Consider the following 19,247-nt stretch of genomic DNA (forward strand, 5'->3'; position numbering starts at 1 on the left):
CACTCTTTTAGAGTGGTTTTTTTTATTTTAGTAAAATGATACGAAATTTATTATTTTCCCTTTTTTCATTCTTTCTTATTGCTTCATGTAAGGAAAATTCCAAAACGCATTCCAATATAGAAAAAGCAGATAAATTGTATGAAGAAGCCATTAAACTTCTTGAAAAAAATGATGTTAAATCCTATGAAAAACTTCAGGTAGCCATAACCTATTATAGTAAAGAAAATGATTTTTCTAATATTTCTAAAAGTTTAATTGTACAAGCAAACGCTCAAAAAAACAGAGGTGATTTTTTAGGTGCAGAATCAACATTAGTAGAAGCCCTAAAAATGATGACGGAAAACGATGAAAGCCTTTATTCATTATATGATACGATGGCGACTTTGAAATTAAATCAAAATCAATATTCTCAGGCAATTGAATGGTATGATAAGGCTCTTTCTGTTAAGATTGAATCAGAACAAAAAAGACTAAGTATATTAAATAATAAATCTGTAGCAGAATATAAATTAGGAAAATATGGACAAGCATTGGATATTTTACAAAAACTTGATTTATCTAAACTTACAGATCTAAACTTAAAGAACAGGATTAAAGACAATATCGAATACATAAAATGGCTTGACAACAATAATGCAGAAGCTCAAACTAATATAGAAAATATACTAAAACTTAAGCTGGAAAATAATGACTTTTGGGGAGCCAATTCAAGCTACTCCCATTTGGCAGAAATAAATAAGAAATCAAATCCTGAAAAATCACTTTACTATGCAAAAAAAATGCTTGATATTGCTCAATTAAACAAAAGTCCTGAAGATAGACTTGAAGCTATTGAAAGAATAATCTATGTTGAGAAACCGGCAAATACAAATAGTTATTTTCAAATATATAAAAACTTATCAGACAGCATACAAACAAGTCGTAATGATTACACAACTAAGTTTGCCTTTATAAAATATGAAAATACAAAAGTTAAGGCTGAAAACGCTGAAAAAGAAAACCAACTATTATGGCAGTATTTGCTCTCAGGATTACTTGTTGCTCTATTAATAATTATTATCATTTTATATAAGAAAAGACAAAAAAAACTTCAACAAGAAAAAGAAATTGAAGTGAAAAACACTCAGCTCAAAATATCCAAAAGAGTCCACGACGTAGTAGCCAATGGAATCTACCAAGTAATGACCAAGATCGAAAACCAAGAAAATTTTGATAAGGAAAATGCATTGGATGAACTGGAATTCGTTTACGAAAAATCGAGGGATATATCTTATGAAAAGCCAGACCCTGAAAATGACAAGAAGGATTACAAGGAAGAAATTTCCAGCCTTATAGCCTCCTTTAAAAATGAAAATACTGAAACTTATACCGTTGGAAACGAACATGAGATCTGGGCAGATGTTTCTCCATCTGTTTTTACAGAAGTATACCAGATCATCCGGGAACTTTTGGTGAATATGAAAAAGCACAGCCAGGCATCCCGGGTTATTTTCAAATTTGAGAACATAAATCATCATATTAAAATTCAATATTCAGATGACGGAATCGGGATTCCCGGGGATATGATCTACAAAAACGGACTGACAAATACGGGAACCCGTATTGCAGCTATCGGTGGAGAAATTATTTTTGACAATAAATCCGAAAAAGGACTGAAGGTCATTATTTCATTTCCTGTTTCTTAAAAGCCCAAAAAAGAATGTTTAAAAAAATTTTAATAGCCGAAGACCACGAAAGCAGCAGCATTTCCGTTCAGAAAACACTGGAAGATCTCAATATATCCCACACCGATTATGTGTATTATTGTGATGATGCACTGGCGAAAGTAAAAAAATCTATCCGTGAGGGCAACCTGTACGATTTACTAATTACAGACCTGTCTTTTGAAGAAGATCATCATCAGCAAAATATCAAAGACGGAAAGGAATTAATTCAGGAAGTCCGGAAGCTGATCCCGGATTTGAAAGTCATTGTGTTTTCCGGACAGCATAAATCAGGAATCATAGACTCTCTTTTTAACAAGTATAAGATCAATGGTTATGTCCGGAAAGCCCGGCATGATTCCAAAGATCTGAAAAAAGCCATCTCATCCGTTTGCATCAACGAGAAGTATCTATCGCTGGATCTCCGGCAGGAAGTAAAAAAGCTGAACAACTACGAGTTTACATCCTATGATATTACCTTGGTCTCTTTATTGGCTCAGGGAGTACTGCAAAAAAACATTCCAACGTATCTACAGAACAATAATATTAAGCCCAACAGCCTGAGCAGCGTAGAAAAAAGGCTGAACAGCTTAAAAGAGAACCTTAATGTAGCCAGTAATGAACAGCTAGTCGCTTTCTGCAAAGACTTGGGAATTATTTAATTCTGCTTTTATCATGATATACAAACCTTTCAGATTCTTTGGAAGGTTTTTCTTTTTTTACGGAATCCCGTAAGGAATAGACTTACACACGTGATACTTTTGAAGTATTAAATAAATTAAAATTTTAAATATGGAAAGATATTCAAATAGCAATGGTGATTCAGGAGTTTCCGCATACTCTATAGGACCGGATTTTATACAAGTAGAGTTTTCAACTGGCAGTATCTATGAATATACCCACTCTAGCGCGGGGAAGTCTAATATTGACATGATGATAAACTTAGCCCGGTCAGGAAGTGGTCTTAATGGGTTTATAAATAAATATGTAAAAAATAAATATTCAAGAAAAATAAGATAGCATGGAAACTCAAAATGAAACTAAATTTTATCAGGATAGTTCCGTTACTGTAACACAATCCCGATTTGTAACACAATCAAAAACATATGCAATGAGAAATATTTCCTCTGTTCATGTTTTTGAAATTATTAAGAGTAAAACAAAAGCAGTATTGATGATCATTTTTGGATTACTCTTCCTTTTTTCCAAAGATATTTTCTGGGTAGGTCTTATAATTATTGCACTAGGAATATGGTGGCTAGTTTCAATTAAAAATGAGTATGCAGTGAGAATAAGTACAAATGCAGGAGAGGCCAACAGCATTATTTCAAAAAACAAAGATTACATTCAAAAAATTGTTAATGCACTAAATAGTGCAATCATTCACAGAGGATAATAAAACTAATAACCATGAAAAAACTACTATTCACAGCCCTTTTGGCTACAGGACTGCTTATTCCGGCAAGCTTTACAGCAACAGGAAACACCGCCATTTCCAAAACAGAACTATCTTCTAAAAAACAAAAGAAAAAGGCAAAAAAGAACAAAGGCAGTTCCAGCTCTAAAAGATCAAAATCTTATTCACAATCCAAAGGATGTTCTTATAATGGAAATCAACTTTACGTTGGTTCAAGAGGAGGCTGCTATTATTATACCGGAAGCAGCAAACAATATGTAGACAGATCATATTGTTCCGGATGCAACTAATCTAAAGTCATGTGGGAGTCACAAAGGGAAATTATATTGAACTTCTAAGCTCAATAATTTCCCTCCTCCAGCTTCGAACTTCCTAACTAAAAACACTCACCATAAATAAAAAAGCGAAGATCCCTCTTCGCTTTTTCTATTTTCTTATCATTTCCGTATGGGGAATATCGTCTTCCAGATATTTCTTTCCGGTATCTACAAATCCGAATTCGGAATAAAATCTCAATAAATAATCCTGCGCGGAAATCTTGATCTCAGACGTATGGAAACGGTTTTCTATAGTTTCCACCGCATATCGGATCAGTTGTCTTCCCAAGTTTTTACCTCTCGCTTTCTCTGTCGTAAGAACCCTTCCGAAAGAAGTTTCATCATATTTGATTCCTTTATCAAAAACACGGCAGTACGCAAGAATTTCTCCGTTCTCTTCAGCCCAGATATGAATACCTTTCTGGTCGTTATTATCCAGGTCAGGATACGGACAGTTCTGTTCAATCACAAAAACATCAATACGCGCCTTCAGGATGGCATACAGTTCAGGAACCGTAAACTCATCGAAGGTTTTAATTTTCCAGATTATATTACTCATCGAAGCTTACATTATTATTTTTCAGGAATTCATTCGTTGTCTGGATAAAATTAAGGATTTCCTCACCTCCCGTTTTCTTTTCCGCAGAAGTCAGATACAATTCAGGAAGATCATCCCACGTTTTATGCAGCTCATTTTTATAATTTTCTACATTTTGAATGGCTACATTCGGTTTCAGCTTGTCCGCTTTCGTGAAAACAATCGAAAAAGGAATTCCGCTTTCTCCGCACCACTGGATAAATTCAAGATCGATCTTTTGAGGTGTATGTCTGGAATCTACCAAAACAAAAAGATTCACCAGGTTTCTTCTGTTCAGGATATAATTCGTGATTAATTTTTCAAAATCTTTTCTGATGGATTTTGAAACTTTTGCATATCCATAACCCGGTAAATCCGTCAGGTACCAGTCTTCATTCACTAAAAAATGATTGATCAGCTGGGTTTTACCCGGGGTTCCGGAGGTTTTTGCCAGATCTTTGTGATTCATCATCGCATTAATCAGTGACGATTTTCCCACATTAGACCTTCCGATAAAAGCATATTCAGGCATAGTAGGCTCCGGGCATTCCTGCCATTTCCCGCTACTCTTTACAAAATTTGCTGTTTTAATAACCATCTTTCGAATATTTTTTAGAAAAACAAACCATTAAGAAAAGCTCTTAATGGTTTGTTATTATTTGTTTTAAACTTTATCTTTTAACCAGCTGTAGAGAATTTCATTGAACTCATCCGGTTTTTCCATCATCGCAGCATGTCCGCACTGCTCTATCCAGAACAGATCTGAATTCGGGATAAACTTATGCATATCCTCAGCCACTTCAGGAGGCGTTACATTATCCTGTCTTCCCCAGATCAGACACGTTGGCGTTACAATCTTTGGAAGATCGTTCAGCATATTGTGTTTGATGGCGCTTCTGGCCAGCATGACCGTCTTTATCCCTTTCATTCTGTCATTCACTACAGAAAAAACTTCGTCTACAAGATCTTCTGTGGCAATAGCCGGATCATAGAACACTTCTTCCGTTTTCTTTCTTATATAGGAACGGTCGTTCTTTCTCGGGAAACTGTCCCCGAAAGTTCTTTCATATAATCCCGAGCTTCCTGTCAAAACAAGATTCTTTACCAGATCCGGTCTTGCGAGTGTCAGGATAAGACCCACATGGCCGCCCATAGAATTACCTACAATGGTTACAGGTCCGGAGATATGACTCTCTATAAATTTGATAATATATTTTGCAAGTGTAGTCAGATTTGTATTGAGTACCGGCAGATCGTAGATCGGCAGCTGGGGAACATATACCCTGAACCCTTTTTCCGAAAAAAAATCTACCATCTTATCGAAATTACTCAAACCACCCATTAACCCGTGCAACAGCACCAATGGATGTCCTTCTCCCGCCTCTACAAAAGTATATTTCTTTTCTTTTTTTGTACTAAATATCATAAAATGCCTTAATAAAGCTCTGCAAAAATACAAATTAAACCTCAAAAAAATTTTGATTACCCTAATTTAAAGTAAAAATAATATAATATCCCCCTTTTTATTGACTTTTTTCAAAACCCCTTTGCTATGGGCTGAATAATAGTTTTTACAACACTCAAAATATCAAATACTTACCCTGCCGAAATTCAATCTTTGATAAAACTTATTAACATTAAGTCAAAAAGTGGGAAAAAGTGGGAAATTTTGGAAATTATTATATAAATTTGTCCCAAATGAAAAGTTTCATTGGAACATATGAGTGTAAAATTGACGACAAAGGCCGGTTAAAAGTTCCCTCCTCCCTGATCAAACAGATGGAAAACTTCGACGATAAGGCGTTTGTAGTCAAGAGATCTGTGTTCCAACCTTGCCTCGAAGTCTATCCCATGAATGCATGGGACAAACTGATGGGCAAAATAAATAAACTGAACAGATTCATTAAAAAGAATGCTGATTTCATTCGAATGTTTACGGCAGGGGTAAAAACCGTGGAGCTGGACAATGCAGGAAGACTTCAGATCTCAAAAGATCTGGTGAATTTCGCAAACCTTCAGAAAGATACCGTGATTACCAGCGCAGGAGAGCTTTTTGAGATTTGGGATAAAGAAGCCTATGAAAAGGTAATCTCTACCAATGAAGCTGATTTTGCGAGCCTGGCCGAAGATGTGATGGGCGCTTTCGATGAAGAATAAACCGCGTCTGCTGTAAAAAGCAGAGTAAAAACACAATTTAGTATGTACCACAACCCCGTTTTATTGAAGCAGAGCGTTGATGATTTGGTGACGAATCCTGACGGAATATACGTGGACTGCACTTTTGGAGGAGGAGGCCACTCAAGGGAAATCCTGAGCAGACTTTCAGAGAAAGGAAAACTTTTCAGTTTTGACCAGGATCTGGATGCGCTTAAAAATACAATCGATGATCCCAGATTTACGCTGGTGAATCAGAATTTCAGGTTTCTGGAAAATTCCATGCTTGCGTATGGGATTTCTCAGGTTGACGGCGTATTGGCCGATCTTGGCGTTTCATCTCATCAGTTCGATGAAGCAGAAAGAGGTTTTTCCACAAGAAACAATGCTCCTCTGGATATGAGAATGAATGTGATGCAGAGCCTTGATGCCAAGAGAGTGATCAATGAATATGAGGAAACCGAGCTTGCAGACATCTTTTATCATTACGGAGAACTGAGAGAAGCAAGAAAACTGGCGAGAGACATCGTTCACCACAGAAAAACAAAAACCATAACCACTACTGAGGATCTGAAGAAGCTTTTCAGCTACCTTCCGCCTCATAAAGTGAATAAATTTTATGCACAGCTTTTCCAGGCAATAAGAATCGAGGTGAATCAGGAGCTTGAAGCACTGAAGGAGATGCTGGTTCAGGCACTGAATGTTTTGAGACCGGAAGGAAGACTGGTTGTAATTTCTTACCACTCACTGGAAGACCGTCTGGTAAAAAGATTCCTGAAAAACGGAATGTTTGAGGGAGAGCAGCAGAGAGATATCTACGGGAATTATAAAAAGGTATTTGAATTGCTTAAGAGTAAAGCCATCATCCCGGATGATAAGGAAATTGAGGAAAACTCAAGAGCAAGAAGTGCAAAAATGAGAACAGGAATAAAGGTGTAAACGTGAATAAGTGAATTGTCAATTGTGAATTGTGAATTTGAAACTCATAATATTGACCATTGACAAGCAAAGCGGATTCACTGCAAAGCAAATTGACATAAAAATTGGCAAAAAGAACAACAAACCGCCCTCAGAAGAAGCTCACTTTTATAGACATTATAAAAGGAAACTTTCTGAACCGTGATGAGATCAAAACTCATTACAAGTATTTTTTACTGTTGTTCATTCTGATGATGGCAATGATTTACAGCAATCACCTCGTCAACAAAAAGATCAAAATTGTCAACGCTTTAAAAGAAGAAACAGAAGAATATAAATCGAGAAACGCTTACGCCCAGAGTAAGCTGATCAAAGTAAAAATGGAATCACAGCTGGGGAAGGAAGTAGCAAAGGACTCACTGATGACTTTGGAAAACCATCCTCATAAATTACTGATAAAATTAGACAGTACAGATGCAAAAACAAAATGAGTACGATAACAAACGTAAAAAAACGTTAAGGTGGGGCTACCTCTTCGCAGTGGGAGCTCTGTGCGTATTTGTGATGTTTCTTACCAGGATTGTAATCCTGCAAAACACTAATGTTCAGGAAATTAAAGACGATTACATTAATAAAAATTACCGGGAAGCCACTTTAAAAGCTGCCCGCGGAAACCTGTTTGCCTCGGACGGTTCCATTCTGGCCACAACTGTGATGCGCTACGACATCTATCTTGATTTTAAAACAATGAAAGATACGATCTACAGCAACAATATCGGGGCGCTGACAGATTCTTTAAGCAAGATGTTCGGGAAATCAAGAGGAGAATTCAGACAGAAATTCGACGAACAGAAGAAAAAGAAAAACCAATACTACACCCTGGTGAAAGGCCTTGATTTTGACCAGTACGACAGGATCAGAAACTTTCCAATCTTTAAAAAAGGTAAAAATAAAGGCGGTTTTATCGTAGACCGAAATTATAAGCGTGAACTTGCCACCTCAGAGATCGGATCCGGAACTATCGGTATTGATAACGGTGAAGTAAAAGCAGGTCTTGAAGGGGCTTTCTCAAAGTATCTTACCGGAACTGATGGTAAAAGACTAGAACAGAGAATCAACTCCTCCCAATGGAAACCGATTGATTACTGGAAAGTAAAAGAACCGGTGGACGGAGAAGATGTGTATACTACCTTAGACCTTAGAATTCAGGACATTGCCCACTCCGCTCTGGAGAAGCAGCTGATCACTTACGAAGCCAAACACGGAACCGTGATTGTGATGGAAACAGAAACCGGAAAAGTAAGAGCTTTGGTGAATCTGAGAAGAACGGACGAAGGAGAATATGAGGATTCTTACAACTACGCCTTAAAAGATAATATAGAACCTGGTTCCACATTCAAAACGATTTCTCTTTTGGCCGCTATGGACGACGGATTTATCGATGAAAACACAACCGTAGACGTAGGAGGAGGAGTCTGGACCTATGCAAAGCAGAGAATATCTGACGGACACGGAGGCGGAACTTACGATATCAGTGATGTTTTAGCGAAATCAAGTAACGTAGGAACGGCAAAACTGATCACAAAGTATTATGCTGAAAAACCTCAGATCTTCCTTGACCACCTGAAAAGATGGAAATTATTTGACAAAATGGACATCGAGCTTCCGGGAATCACAAAACCGAAGATCGTAACCCCTCAGAATAAAAGATGGAACGCCGCAACACTGGCTTCCATTTCATACGGATATTCATCAAATATCAACCTATTGCAATTAACAACTTTCTACAACGGAGTTGCTAACGGCGGTAAAATGCTTAAACCATTATTCATCGACAAGATCATGAAAGATGGTAAAATAATGTACAGCGCAAAACCTGAGGTAATGGTGAACAAAATGGCCTCAGAAAAAGCCATTAAAATGATGACCAGCGCACTGACCAAAGCAGTAGAAAAAGGAACAGGACGAAGCATCTTCACCCCTAACCTTAAAATGGCCGGAAAAACGGGTACCGCAAGGTTTGAATACTGGCTTCCTGGTCCAATGAAATACCGCGCATCATTCGCAGGCTTCTACCCGGCAGACCATCCGAAATACACCTGCTATGTAATGATCAGCGAACCGAACACAGCAAAAGGTTTTTATGGAGGATCAGTTTCAGCACCGGTGTTTAAGGAAATTGCAGGAAAAACATTCCTGAAGACACCGCAGAACATAGAAAAAGAAATGCTGGTAGACAGAAAGGTGAACCTGAGTAAAATGGTAGAGCCTAATGTAAAAGTAGCAGTCAATAATAAACAGATGCCCAATGTAGTAGGCCTTATCGGGAAAAATGTAATTCCCCAACTGGAAAATTTAGGGTACCGTGTAGACTATAAAGGCGTTGGAAGGATCAAAGAGCAATTTCCACTGGAAGGCACAGCGATCAGCAGAAACCAGAGAATTTATTTATCTCTGCAAAATTAAAATAAAAGAAACCAGTCCCAAAGGGACGATTTAATAAAGGGCAGGAAAAATTCCTGTCAAATAAAAAATGATAATAACAGAATTATTAAAAAGAATCCCAGTTGTAGAAATTCACGGCAACAACAGCCGCGAAATTTCAGAATTGGTATTCGACAGCAGGAAGATCACGGAAAACTCACTCTATGTAGCAGTGAGAGGAACCGTTGCAGACGGACATTCATACATTGCATCATCTGTTGAAAAAGGTGCAAAAGCAGTGGTGTGCGAAGAGTTTCCGGAAGATTTGAATGAAAATGTAACCTATATCAAGGTAAAAGATTCATCAAAAGCATTGGGACATCTTGCCTCTAATTTTTACGGAAATCCATCCCAGAAACTTAAATTAATAGGCGTTACGGGAACCAATGGAAAAACATCTGTATCCACCCTTCTTTTTGATGTGTTCAAAAATTTAGGCTATGATTCTGCATTGCTTTCCACGGTGGAAATCCGTATTGGCGAAAAAATTATTCCTGCTACCCACACGACTCCGGATGTTATTACAATCAATAAGATCTTAGCTCAGGCTGTTGAAGAAGGCTGTGAGTTTGCTTTCATGGAAGTAAGTTCTCACGGAATTTCCCAAAACAGAATTGAAGGGTTTCATTTTAAAGTGGCCGGTTTTACCAATCTTACCCACGATCATTTGGATTACCATAAAACGTTTGATGAATATCTGAAAACGAAAAAAAGGTTTTTTGATGACCTGGAAGATACAGCCGTAGCCATCACGAATGTTGATGATAAAAACGGAATGGTAATGCTTCAGAATACAAAAGCTAAGAAAAAATCTTATGCGCTGAAGACCATGGCAGATTACCACGGAAAATCTTTAGAAATTGATTTCAACGGAATGCTGCTGAATTTCAATGGAAAAGAATTCTGGACCACACTCACAGGAAGATTCAATGTATATAACCTCTTGTTGGTGTTCGGAATTGCCGAAGAGCTTGGTTTTGAACAGGACGAAATCCTTCAGGCAATCAGCAAACTGAAAAGAGTTTCCGGAAGATTTGAAACATTTAAATCAGACGGCGGAATTTTCTTCATCGTGGATTATGCACACACGCCGGATGCTTTGGAAAATATTCTGGACAGCATTAATGACATCAGAACAAAGAATGAGAGACTGATCACCGTTTTTGGATGCGGAGGCGACAGAGATCACTCCAAAAGACCTGAAATGGGAAATATTGCCACTAAAAAATCAACGCTGGCAATCATCACTTCAGATAATCCGAGAACAGAAGATCCTGCGCAGATCATCAAAGAAATTGAAGCAGGTGTTGAATCTCAGAACTTCAGCAAATACACTTCAATTCCCGACAGAAAAGAAGCGATAAAAATGGCAATCAGGTTCGCAGAACCAAAAGATATAGTATTAGTTGCCGGAAAAGGCCACGAAAACTATCAGGACATCAATGGCGTAAAACACCATTTTGACGACAAAGAAACGATCAACGAACTTTGGAAGTTAATGAGTAAATAAACTGATATTAATTTAAAAATTGAATTTATTTAATGATTTAAAAATTTGATGATGACTAAGAATTTTGAAAATTTCCCGGTTTAGATCAAGAGTTTAGATCTTATTGAAAAAGTGTATCAGTTTATCAGAAGCGGAAATTTAGAAAGAGAATTTGAATTTAATAACCAAATAAAAAGAGCCGGATTTTCAATATCCAACAATATTGCAGAAGGCTCGGAATATAATAATAACAGACAGTTTATTAAATATTTAAAAATTGCAAAAGGCAGTTGTGCCGAAGTTAGAAGTATGATGATTGTAAGTAAAAGATTAAAACTGGGAGACGAAAACAAGGCGGAAGAAATCATTAATCTTTCACGGGAAGTTTCTTCTAATATTTCAAACTTTATTAAGTATTTAAGTGAAAACATGGAGAAACCCCATCTTTAATCTTTAAATAAATTAAATTTTTAAATTAAAAAAAAGGACATGCTATACTATCTATACGAATATCTAACCAGTCAGGGAATCCACATACCGGGATTGGGAATGCTGAAATACATTTCTTTCCGCGCCGGGATTGCTGTGCTGTTTTCTCTTATCATTGCATTGGTCTATGGAAAGAGAATCATCAACTATCTGAGAGCAAAACAGATGGGCGAGCTGGTACGTGACCTTGGATTAGACGGACAAAAGCAAAAAGAGGGAACCCCAACCATGGGAGGACTGATCATCATTATTGCCACGATTATTCCCGTACTTCTGTTTACCCGCATCACCAATGTATATATCGTCCTGCTGCTGGTTTCAATGTTGTGGATGGGTGCCATAGGTTTCGTAGATGATTATTTGAAGAAAGTAAAGAAAAATAAAGACGGGCTTAGCGGAAAATTTAAAATCGTAGGCCAGGTCGGATTGGGGCTAATTGTCGGAATTACAATGTATTTCCATCCCGATATTACCGTTAAAAGAAAATATGCAGATGCAAAAGTAGTAAACAGAAACAATGTAGAGCAGAATTTCATGCCTACCGAAAAAATTACTGTTTCTACCGTTCCGTTTGCCAAGAATAATGAATTCGATTACAGTGGAATTTTGTTTTGGATGAATGATAAAGATGCCCATGAGTGGGCATGGATTGTCTTTATTCCAATCGTTATTTTCATCGTTACAGCCGTATCAAACGGAGCCAATATTACGGATGGGATCGACGGGCTTGCGGCAGGGACCAGCGCCATTATACTGCTTACCCTCGCCCTGTTCGCCTACCTTTCCGGGAACATCATCTTTGCAGACTATCTGAACATCATGTTCCTCCCGAATATGGGGGAAACCACGATTTTTGCAGTAGCCATGGTAGGTGCCGTGATCGGGTTCTTCTGGTACAATACCTATCCTGCCCAGGTTTTCATGGGCGACACCGGAAGTCTGATGCTGGGAGGAGTGATTGCCGTTTTAGCCATCATCCTGAGAAAAGAACTTCTGATTCCGGTTTTATGCGGGATCTTCCTGATTGAAAATATATCTGTCATGCTGCAGGTTATTGTTTTCAAATACAGAAAAAGAAAATACGGGCTGGAATATGCCCAGAATAATAGATTTTTTAGAATGTCACCATTACACCACCATTATCAGAAAGGCGGGTTCCATGAGAGCAAGATCGTCAACAGAATGATCATCATCGGAGTAATGCTGGCTATTGTATGCCTGATCACATTAAAAATGAGATAAAACTTTGTGTAAAGTATGAAGTGTTAATACAAATCCAAATTACATTAATACATTATACATTATACATTTTACAAAAGAATAGATATGAAAATAGTTGTTTTAGGAGGTGGAGAGAGCGGATGCGGAGCTGCTTATTTAGCAAAAAAACAAGGTCTGGAGGTTTTTCTTTCAGACAAAGGAGCTATTAAGGATAACTATAAGCAGTTTTTAGCCGAAAATGAAATTGAATTTGAAGAAGGAAACCACAACGAAGAAAGAATTTTAAATGCCGACTGGATTGTAAAAAGCCCGGGAATTCCAAAAAAAGCGGAAATCGTTAATAAAATTCACGAAAAAGGAATAAGACTTTCCTCTGAAATTGAATTCGCTTCAGAATTTACCGATGCCAAGATTATTGCCATTACAGGAAGCAACGGAAAAACAACCACCACTTCCCTGATCTACTATATCCTGAAAAATGACGGACTGAACGTAGGACTGGGAGGAAATATAGGATACAGCTTTGCCAAGCAGGTAGCCGATGAAAACCATGAATATTATGTACTGGAAGTAAGTTCTTTCCAGTTAGATGATATCCAGAATTTCAGACCCTACATCTCTTTGCTGCTGAACCTTTCCCAGGATCATCTGGACCAGTACAACTACAATTATGAAGAATATGCTCTGGCTAAATTCAGAATTGCAGAAAACCAGGAAAATGATAATTTCTTCATCTACAACAAAGATGATGAAATGAGTAAAAACATCCTGGAGAAGCTGGAAATAAAGGCGAAAATGATTCCTTTCTCCACAAAAGAAAAACTGGCTGAAGGAGGTTTTATCAATGATGATGAGATCGTGGTAAAAATGAAGGACGAATTCTCAATGAAAATTGACAAGCTTTCCCTTCTTGGAAACCACAATGTAGCAAACAGCTTAGCCGCTTCCATAGCCGGTAAAATACTGGAAATCAACAATGAGAGCATCAGAAACTCATTAATGACTTTCCAGGCGGTGGAGCACAGACTTGAATTCGTAACAGAAACCAATGGTGTAAAATACATCAACGACAGCAAAGCAACGAATGTAAATGCCACCTACTACGCTTTAGAAAGCATGAAAACACCGACAGTCTGGATCGTAGGAGGATTAGATAAAGGAAACGACTACTCGGAAATTGAGGAACTCGTTAAAAGAAAAGTAAAGGCCATTGTATGTCTGGGAATAGACAATACAAAGATCATCAACTTCTTCAAAGACAAAAAAGAATTCATCTACGACACGTCAAGCATGGAAGAAGCCGTGAACATATCAAAATCACTGGCTAAAAGCGGAGATACCGTTTTACTTTCCCCATGCTGCGCAAGTTTTGACCTTTTCAAAAGCTATGAAGACAGAGGAAAACAGTTTAAAGAGCAGGTATTAAAGTAAGTAAAAAGTAAAATGTCGGGTGTAAAAAGTACATTTTACTTTGTACATCATACATGAATACAAAAATATGGACGAACAGAACACAGAAAACAGAATTGAATTTCTAAAGGGCGATAAAGTGCTTTGGATGGTCATCCTTGTGATCTCCATTTTCTCTATCTTCCCGGTATACTCTGCAAGTTCAAATCTGGAATATATCGTGAACAACGGGACCACCACAGGTCACGTGATCAAGCATATGTTCTTTGTGGTCTTAGGTCTGGTGATTATGAGAGTCGTGGGAATGGTAAAATACGAGTACATCGGAAAGCTCAGCAGCATTCTGCTTGGTTTAATGATTGTCCTGCTCGTTGTCACCATGTTTACAGGTCAGACCATTGATGGTGCCAGTGCTTCAAGATGGCTGAAAATCCCGGGAACACCCATCTCATTCCAGCCCTCATCATTTGCATTTTTAATGCTGATTATTTATCTGTGCAGGTACCTTACCAAAAAGATAACACGGGAAAGACTTCCGATAGAGAACATTATGTATATCTTCGGGCCTATCCTTCTGGTTTTTGTACTGGTTGCAAAAGATAACGGTTCAACAGCATTGATGATTCTGATGGTTTCCGTAATTGTTCTGATTATCGGACAGCTCCACTGGAAATACATTGCAGGTTTTATCTCATCCTCATTTGTAGCCATCATCCTGTTTCTGATTATAGCACTGAATACCAACCTCATCGGTGGTAACCGTGTCCATACATGGATGAGCCGTATAGAAACATTTACCTCCAGTAAAGCAAAAACTGCTGATGTAGATGACGAAAGCGTAAAGGCAAAAAACTATCAGGTAATGCAGGCAAAGGCAGCCATCGTTCACGGCGGAATTACCGGAATGGGACCAGGAAAAAGTGCTTTAAAACAAATGCTTCCACAGTCTGCCTCCGACTTTATTTTTGCAGTAATTGTAGAAGAATATGGATTAATTGGCGCAGCATTCCTGATCAGTCTCTATCTCATCATGATGATCCGGATCGTAATGATCGCCAGTAAAATGCCTGCCTTTTTCGGATCGTTGCTCGTGCTCAGTCTCGGGGTGATGATCTTCATTCAGCTAGCAGTGAATATTGCTGTAGCAGTCAACCTGATCCCGGTAACAGGACAGCCCCTGCCACTGATAAGTTATGGAGGAACCTCCATGCTGGTCACCTACCTCCAGCTTGGAATAATTTTAAATATAAGCTCAAGGATCCAGATATACGATGAAGAAGGAATGGGCAAAAAACAAAGCGTAGCAGAAATTAACGATATCGCATAACCCATAAAGAGTCCCAACGGGACGACTTATACCAGGGTAGGATAAAAAATCCTATCTAAAAAATGAAAATAATAAAAAAGAGTCCCAACGGGACGATTTAACAAAGAATAGGATAAAATCCTATTATATTTTAAAAAAAAATGAACAAAAAATTAAAAGTAGTATTATCCGGCGGCGGTACAGGAGGACACATCTTCCCGGCCATTGCCATTGCAGATGAAATCAAAAAAAGATTTCCTGATACCGAATTTTTGTTCATAGGTGCCAACGGAAAAATGGAAATGGAAAAAGTTCCGCAGGCAGGTTATAAAATTGAAGGAATTGATATCGCCGGAATCGACAGAGGAAACTTATTATCCAATATCGGGCTCCCATTCAAAATTCTGAAAAGCTTGTCCAGATCGAAAAAGATCATTAAAAACTTCGCTCCGGATTTTGCAGTAGGAACAGGAGGTTTTGCCAGCGGACCGGCTTTATATGAAGCAAGCAAATTGGGAATTCCAATCTTTATTCAGGAGCAGAATGCCCATGCCGGTGTAACGAATAAAATTTTAAGCAAGAAAGCCAAAGCTGTTTTTACGGCCTATCCTAAAGTAGAAGGTTTTCCCGCTGAAAAAATAAAATTCCTGGGTAATCCTATTCGTGAGAATATCATTACAGGAATGCAGGAAACTGCCCAGGCAAAAGAAAAAATGAATCTTGACAAAGGCAAATTGACGATTTTATCCGTCGGTGGTTCTTTAGGCTCAAGAACATTAAACAATGGTTGGAAAGAAAACCTGGAAAACCTTAAAGAAAAAGGCTATCAGTTAATCTGGCAAACCGGAAAACTGGATTACAATGAATTAAGCAGTGAGTCCCGGATCTCGGAGCTCGGATCTCAGGTTCAGTTGAAAGAGTTCATCAAAGATATGGAACTGGCCTACTCTGCAGCTGACATCATTGTTTCAAGAGCAGGAGCCATTGCCATTTCAGAGCTGGCAGTAGCGAAAAAACCGGTTCTTCTGGTCCCTTTCCCGTTTGCAGCGGAAGACCATCAGACCAAAAATGCCATGAATCTGGTTGAAAAAAATGCAGCCAGAATGGTAAAAGACTCTGAAATGCAGGAAAAATTCTGGAATACTCTGGAAGAAATCTGCAGCAGTGAAAAGGTAAGAAAAGAAATGTCTCAGAACCTGGAATATTTTGCCAAGCCAAACGCTGCAAAAGAAATCGTAGACGAGATATTTAAAACTGTAAAAAGTACAGTGTAAAATGTATTAACGACAAAAACATACATCAATACATTGTACATCATACATTAATACAAAAAGAATGAACATTTTAGAAACATATCAAAATTATTACTTCGTAGGAATCGGAGGTATAGGAATGAGTGCTTTGGCACGCTATTTCAATGCTTCCGGTAAGAAAGTGCTGGGCTACGACAAAACCAACACCAAGCTTACTGAACAGTTAATGAAAGAAGGAATTGATATTGTTTTCGAAGATCATATTGACAGCAAAGTAACTGCGCTGCAAAAAGAAGACACCTTGGTGATCTATACCCCGGCTATTAAAACTCTGGGAATTCTGGATTATTTCAACCAGAATCAGTTTCAGGTTTTAAAACGCGCCAAAGTATTAGGCCTCATCACAGAAAATACAGACTGCATCGCTGTAGCAGGAACCCACGGAAAAACAACTACTTCTACATTGGTTTCACACTTATGCAAAGAGGCAGATCTTCCGTTTTCATGCTTTTTAGGTGGTATTTCAGAGAATTTCAAGTCAAATTTCCTTTATAACGGAACACAATATTCTGTTGTTGAAGCAGATGAATATGACAGAAGCTTCCTGAACCTCTCTCCGGACTGGGCTGTGGTAACTTCTACAGATGCGGACCATCTGGATATTTATGGAGATAAAAACCATATTGAAGAAGGTTTCAAACAGTTTGCGGCACTTGTCCCGGATGATCAACAGTTATTTGTAAGAAAAGGACTGGATATTGGCCGCGACCACAAAACCTATGCGGTGAATGAAGAAGCAGATTATTATTCAGATAATCTCCGCATGGATCATGACAAGATCTATTTTGATTTCCATACCCCATCCGAAACGGTAAAAGATTTTGTGTGGGAAATTCCAGGAATCCATAACGTGGAAAATGCGACTGCAGCATTAGCCATTCTTCACAATTTAGGAGTAGATTTTGAAACCCTGAAAAAGGCGATTGCCAATTTTAAAGGAATTAAAAGAAGATATACCAAGCATATCTATCCGAACGGTAAAATTTACATCGATGATTATGCCCACCACCCCACAGAAATTAATGCGGTAGTAAGCTCAATCAGAACGTTTTATCCGGATAAAAAGCTTCTGGTCGTTTTCCAGCCGCACCTGTTCAGCAGAACCAGGGATTTCGCAGATGGATTTGCTGAGAGCTTAAGTAAATCGGATGAATTGATCCTTCTCGACATCTATCCTGCAAGAGAACTTCAGGAAAATTTCGAAGGGATAACCTCCGGATGGCTATTGGAAAAAGTGAATTTGGATAAAAAAGAAAGATCGGATCTGTCCGGTGCTTTTGAAAAAATAAAAGAAAAAGATTTTGACATCCTTCTCACCGTAGGCGCAGGAAATATTGATACCCTGTATGATCCTATTACAGAATGGATAAATTCTTCTGTACAAAGTAAAATGTAAAAAGTACAATGTACAGAGATCATTTAATAAAATAACTAATTGAAATACACAGTACATTGTACTTTATACATTGTACAAAATATATGAAAAATAAATACAGAATATTAAAAATTGCTGTCACAGTGATCATCCTTGGATTACTGCTGAGTTTCTCATTGAAGAGATTCAGCGGCCAGAAGATCACGGACAATAAGATTTCTGTAAAAATGAATGAAAAAACGCCCGTATACTTCATTGATGAAAGAGATATCCGGGAAATTGTAAAAAAAGAAAACCCTTCCGGAAAAGTAGGAGACCTGAATATTCCCGTACTTGAAAAGAAGATCAATGCGCTTCCGGCTGTAGACAGTGCCAATGTCTACTTAAACTTAAATGGAAAGCTTTATCTGGATATCAGGCAAAGAGTGCCCGCATTCAGATTGAATAAAGACGGAAGAGACTTTTATGTAGACGAAAAAGGAACCGAGTTTCCCATTTCAAAAACATACTCCCATCCGTGCATGCTGGTAACAGGAAACGTAAAGCCCGAGGAGTATGAAAAGCTGGCAGAACTGGTGAATAAGATTGATAAAGATGATTTCAGCAAAAAATTCTTTATCGGAATTTCAAAAAGCAAAGACGATTATAATCTCCTCACCAGTGACGGAAATTATAAAGTAGAAATAGGAGATCTGGATAATATCGAATTCAAAGTAAAAGGACTCAAAACCTTTGTCGAAAAATATCTGGTATTCCAGGATCCTCAAAAATACAGCATGGTCTCAGTGAAATACCAGAACCAGATTGTAACCACTTTAAATCCTTATTTCAAAGAAAACGACAGTATTCTGAAAGCAGGAAATAAAGAACTGGCAAAGACCCCAATCCTCGCAGCAGTGAAGAAACCGGACATCATGCCAAAAACCGCTGATATCAAAAAGGCAAAAACAGCATCAGCAAAACCTAAGGAAAAAGCAAAGCCAAAAACGACCGCCAAACCAAAGGAAACAAAAAAAACTGAGAAAAAGCCCACGGTCGCAAAGCCCAAAGCAAAAGTAAAAATAGAATAACACA

The 19,247-nt window shown here is 38.0% G+C and carries 19 protein-coding genes; 16 read left to right on the top strand and 3 right to left on the bottom strand.

The window, feature by feature from the left end; all coding sequences use genetic code 11:
• The first annotated feature begins 35 nt into the window (after positions 1 to 35).
• The 4 genes from JET18_RS11615 to JET18_RS11630 all read left to right on the top strand — a co-directional run bounded on the left by JET18_RS11615 (position 36) and on the right by JET18_RS11630 (position 3,410).
• On the top strand, positions 36 to 1,685 hold the full coding sequence (locus tag JET18_RS11615) for a tetratricopeptide repeat-containing sensor histidine kinase (protein WP_202091228.1): 1,650 nt from the start codon (positions 36 to 38) through the stop codon (positions 1,683 to 1,685).
• Positions 1,686 to 1,699: 14 nt separating this feature from the next.
• Positions 1,700 to 2,365, top strand: a complete 666-nt coding sequence (locus tag JET18_RS11620) for a response regulator (protein ID WP_202091229.1) — start codon at positions 1,700 to 1,702, stop codon at positions 2,363 to 2,365.
• A gap of 359 nt (positions 2,366 to 2,724) precedes the next feature.
• Positions 2,725 to 3,099, top strand: a complete 375-nt coding sequence (locus JET18_RS11625; protein ID WP_202091230.1) for a DUF6232 family protein — start codon at positions 2,725 to 2,727, stop codon at positions 3,097 to 3,099.
• Positions 3,100 to 3,113: 14 nt separating this feature from the next.
• A complete protein-coding gene (locus JET18_RS11630; protein WP_202091232.1) occupies positions 3,114 to 3,410 on the top strand; it encodes a hypothetical protein in 297 nt (98 codons plus the stop codon).
• A gap of 136 nt (positions 3,411 to 3,546) precedes the next feature.
• Here the strand turns inward: JET18_RS11630 and JET18_RS11635 are convergent, their stop codons facing one another.
• From JET18_RS11635 to JET18_RS11645, 3 genes are all read right to left on the bottom strand, one after another.
• Positions 3,547 to 3,996: a GNAT family N-acetyltransferase gene (locus JET18_RS11635; protein ID WP_202091234.1), complete on the bottom strand. Its 450-nt coding sequence runs from the start codon at positions 3,994 to 3,996 to the stop codon at positions 3,547 to 3,549.
• On the bottom strand, positions 3,989 to 4,612 hold the full coding sequence (yihA, locus tag JET18_RS11640; RefSeq protein ID WP_202091236.1) for a ribosome biogenesis GTP-binding protein YihA/YsxC: 624 nt from the start codon (positions 4,610 to 4,612) through the stop codon (positions 3,989 to 3,991). Before yihA ends, JET18_RS11635 begins: the two co-directional genes overlap by 8 nt.
• Before the next feature lie 66 nt (positions 4,613 to 4,678).
• Positions 4,679 to 5,440: an alpha/beta fold hydrolase gene (locus JET18_RS11645; RefSeq protein ID WP_202091237.1), complete on the bottom strand. Its 762-nt coding sequence runs from the start codon at positions 5,438 to 5,440 to the stop codon at positions 4,679 to 4,681.
• Positions 5,441 to 5,712: 272 nt separating this feature from the next.
• Between JET18_RS11645 and mraZ the strand changes: the two genes are divergently transcribed.
• From mraZ to JET18_RS11705, 12 genes are all read left to right on the top strand, one after another.
• Positions 5,713 to 6,171, top strand: a complete 459-nt coding sequence (mraZ, locus tag JET18_RS11650) for a division/cell wall cluster transcriptional repressor MraZ (protein WP_202091238.1) — start codon at positions 5,713 to 5,715, stop codon at positions 6,169 to 6,171.
• A 42-nt stretch (positions 6,172 to 6,213) separates the two neighbouring features.
• Complete coding sequence (gene rsmH / locus JET18_RS11655) at positions 6,214 to 7,107, top strand: 16S rRNA (cytosine(1402)-N(4))-methyltransferase RsmH (RefSeq protein ID WP_202091239.1); 894 nt, start codon at positions 6,214 to 6,216, stop codon at positions 7,105 to 7,107.
• A 104-nt stretch (positions 7,108 to 7,211) separates the two neighbouring features.
• A complete protein-coding gene (locus tag JET18_RS11660) occupies positions 7,212 to 7,577 on the top strand; it encodes an FtsL-like putative cell division protein (RefSeq protein WP_034701184.1) in 366 nt (121 codons plus the stop codon).
• Positions 7,561 to 9,552 (top strand): penicillin-binding transpeptidase domain-containing protein, encoded by a 1,992-nt coding sequence (locus JET18_RS11665; RefSeq protein WP_202091241.1) that lies wholly within the window; start codon positions 7,561 to 7,563, stop codon positions 9,550 to 9,552. The genes JET18_RS11660 and JET18_RS11665 overlap by 17 nt, the downstream gene beginning before the upstream one ends.
• Positions 9,553 to 9,619: 67 nt before the next feature.
• Positions 9,620 to 11,080, top strand: a complete 1,461-nt coding sequence (locus tag JET18_RS11670) for a UDP-N-acetylmuramoyl-L-alanyl-D-glutamate--2,6-diaminopimelate ligase (RefSeq protein ID WP_202091242.1) — start codon at positions 9,620 to 9,622, stop codon at positions 11,078 to 11,080.
• An 84-nt stretch (positions 11,081 to 11,164) separates the two neighbouring features.
• Entirely contained in the window at positions 11,165 to 11,509 is a 345-nt protein-coding gene (locus tag JET18_RS11675) for a four helix bundle protein (protein ID WP_317193264.1), read from the top strand.
• A gap of 39 nt (positions 11,510 to 11,548) precedes the next feature.
• Positions 11,549 to 12,790: a phospho-N-acetylmuramoyl-pentapeptide-transferase gene (mraY, locus tag JET18_RS11680; RefSeq protein ID WP_202091243.1), complete on the top strand. Its 1,242-nt coding sequence runs from the start codon at positions 11,549 to 11,551 to the stop codon at positions 12,788 to 12,790.
• A gap of 84 nt (positions 12,791 to 12,874) precedes the next feature.
• Positions 12,875 to 14,200 carry a UDP-N-acetylmuramoyl-L-alanine--D-glutamate ligase gene (gene murD / locus JET18_RS11685; RefSeq protein WP_202091244.1) on the top strand — a complete coding sequence of 442 codons (1,326 nt, stop codon included), beginning with the start codon at positions 12,875 to 12,877 and terminating at the stop codon, positions 14,198 to 14,200.
• 67 nt (positions 14,201 to 14,267) lie between these two features.
• Positions 14,268 to 15,506, top strand: a complete 1,239-nt coding sequence (locus tag JET18_RS11690) for an FtsW/RodA/SpoVE family cell cycle protein (RefSeq protein ID WP_202091245.1) — start codon at positions 14,268 to 14,270, stop codon at positions 15,504 to 15,506.
• A gap of 140 nt (positions 15,507 to 15,646) precedes the next feature.
• On the top strand, positions 15,647 to 16,759 hold the full coding sequence (gene murG, locus JET18_RS11695) for an undecaprenyldiphospho-muramoylpentapeptide beta-N-acetylglucosaminyltransferase (protein ID WP_202091247.1): 1,113 nt from the start codon (positions 15,647 to 15,649) through the stop codon (positions 16,757 to 16,759).
• Positions 16,760 to 16,820: 61 nt separating this feature from the next.
• Complete coding sequence (gene murC, locus JET18_RS11700) at positions 16,821 to 18,194, top strand: UDP-N-acetylmuramate--L-alanine ligase (protein ID WP_202091249.1); 1,374 nt, start codon at positions 16,821 to 16,823, stop codon at positions 18,192 to 18,194.
• An 83-nt stretch (positions 18,195 to 18,277) separates the two neighbouring features.
• Positions 18,278 to 19,243, top strand: coding sequence for a cell division protein FtsQ/DivIB (locus tag JET18_RS11705; protein WP_202091251.1), 966 nt, complete (start codon positions 18,278 to 18,280; stop codon positions 19,241 to 19,243).
• Positions 19,244 to 19,247 lie beyond the last annotated feature (4 nt).

This window comes from Chryseobacterium endalhagicum, assembly GCF_016745235.1.
Lineage (GTDB): Bacteria > Bacteroidota > Bacteroidia > Flavobacteriales > Weeksellaceae > Chryseobacterium > Chryseobacterium endalhagicum.

Bases quoted from the DNA above. Each gene is read 5' to 3' on its own strand.
- JET18_RS11615 (WP_202091228.1), top strand. From the start codon at position 36: ATGATACGAAATTTATTATTTTCCCTTTTTTCATTCTTTCTTATTGCT.
- JET18_RS11620 (WP_202091229.1), top strand. From the start codon at position 1,700: ATGTTTAAAAAAATTTTAATAGCCGAAGACCACGAAAGCAGCAGCATT.
- JET18_RS11625 (WP_202091230.1), top strand. From the start codon at position 2,725: ATGGAAACTCAAAATGAAACTAAATTTTATCAGGATAGTTCCGTTACT.
- JET18_RS11630 (WP_202091232.1), top strand. From the start codon at position 3,114: ATGAAAAAACTACTATTCACAGCCCTTTTGGCTACAGGACTGCTTATT.
- JET18_RS11635 (WP_202091234.1), bottom strand. From the start codon at position 3,996: ATGAGTAATATAATCTGGAAAATTAAAACCTTCGATGAGTTTACGGTT.
- yihA (WP_202091236.1), bottom strand. From the start codon at position 4,612: ATGGTTATTAAAACAGCAAATTTTGTAAAGAGTAGCGGGAAATGGCAG.
- JET18_RS11645 (WP_202091237.1), bottom strand. From the start codon at position 5,440: ATGATATTTAGTACAAAAAAAGAAAAGAAATATACTTTTGTAGAGGCG.
- mraZ (WP_202091238.1), top strand. From the start codon at position 5,713: ATGAAAAGTTTCATTGGAACATATGAGTGTAAAATTGACGACAAAGGC.
- rsmH (WP_202091239.1), top strand. From the start codon at position 6,214: ATGTACCACAACCCCGTTTTATTGAAGCAGAGCGTTGATGATTTGGTG.
- JET18_RS11665 (WP_202091241.1), top strand. From the start codon at position 7,561: ATGCAAAAACAAAATGAGTACGATAACAAACGTAAAAAAACGTTAAGG.
- JET18_RS11670 (WP_202091242.1), top strand. From the start codon at position 9,620: ATGATAATAACAGAATTATTAAAAAGAATCCCAGTTGTAGAAATTCAC.
- mraY (WP_202091243.1), top strand. From the start codon at position 11,549: ATGCTATACTATCTATACGAATATCTAACCAGTCAGGGAATCCACATA.
- murD (WP_202091244.1), top strand. From the start codon at position 12,875: ATGAAAATAGTTGTTTTAGGAGGTGGAGAGAGCGGATGCGGAGCTGCT.
- JET18_RS11690 (WP_202091245.1), top strand. From the start codon at position 14,268: ATGGACGAACAGAACACAGAAAACAGAATTGAATTTCTAAAGGGCGAT.
- murG (WP_202091247.1), top strand. From the start codon at position 15,647: ATGAACAAAAAATTAAAAGTAGTATTATCCGGCGGCGGTACAGGAGGA.
- murC (WP_202091249.1), top strand. From the start codon at position 16,821: ATGAACATTTTAGAAACATATCAAAATTATTACTTCGTAGGAATCGGA.
- JET18_RS11705 (WP_202091251.1), top strand. From the start codon at position 18,278: ATGAAAAATAAATACAGAATATTAAAAATTGCTGTCACAGTGATCATC.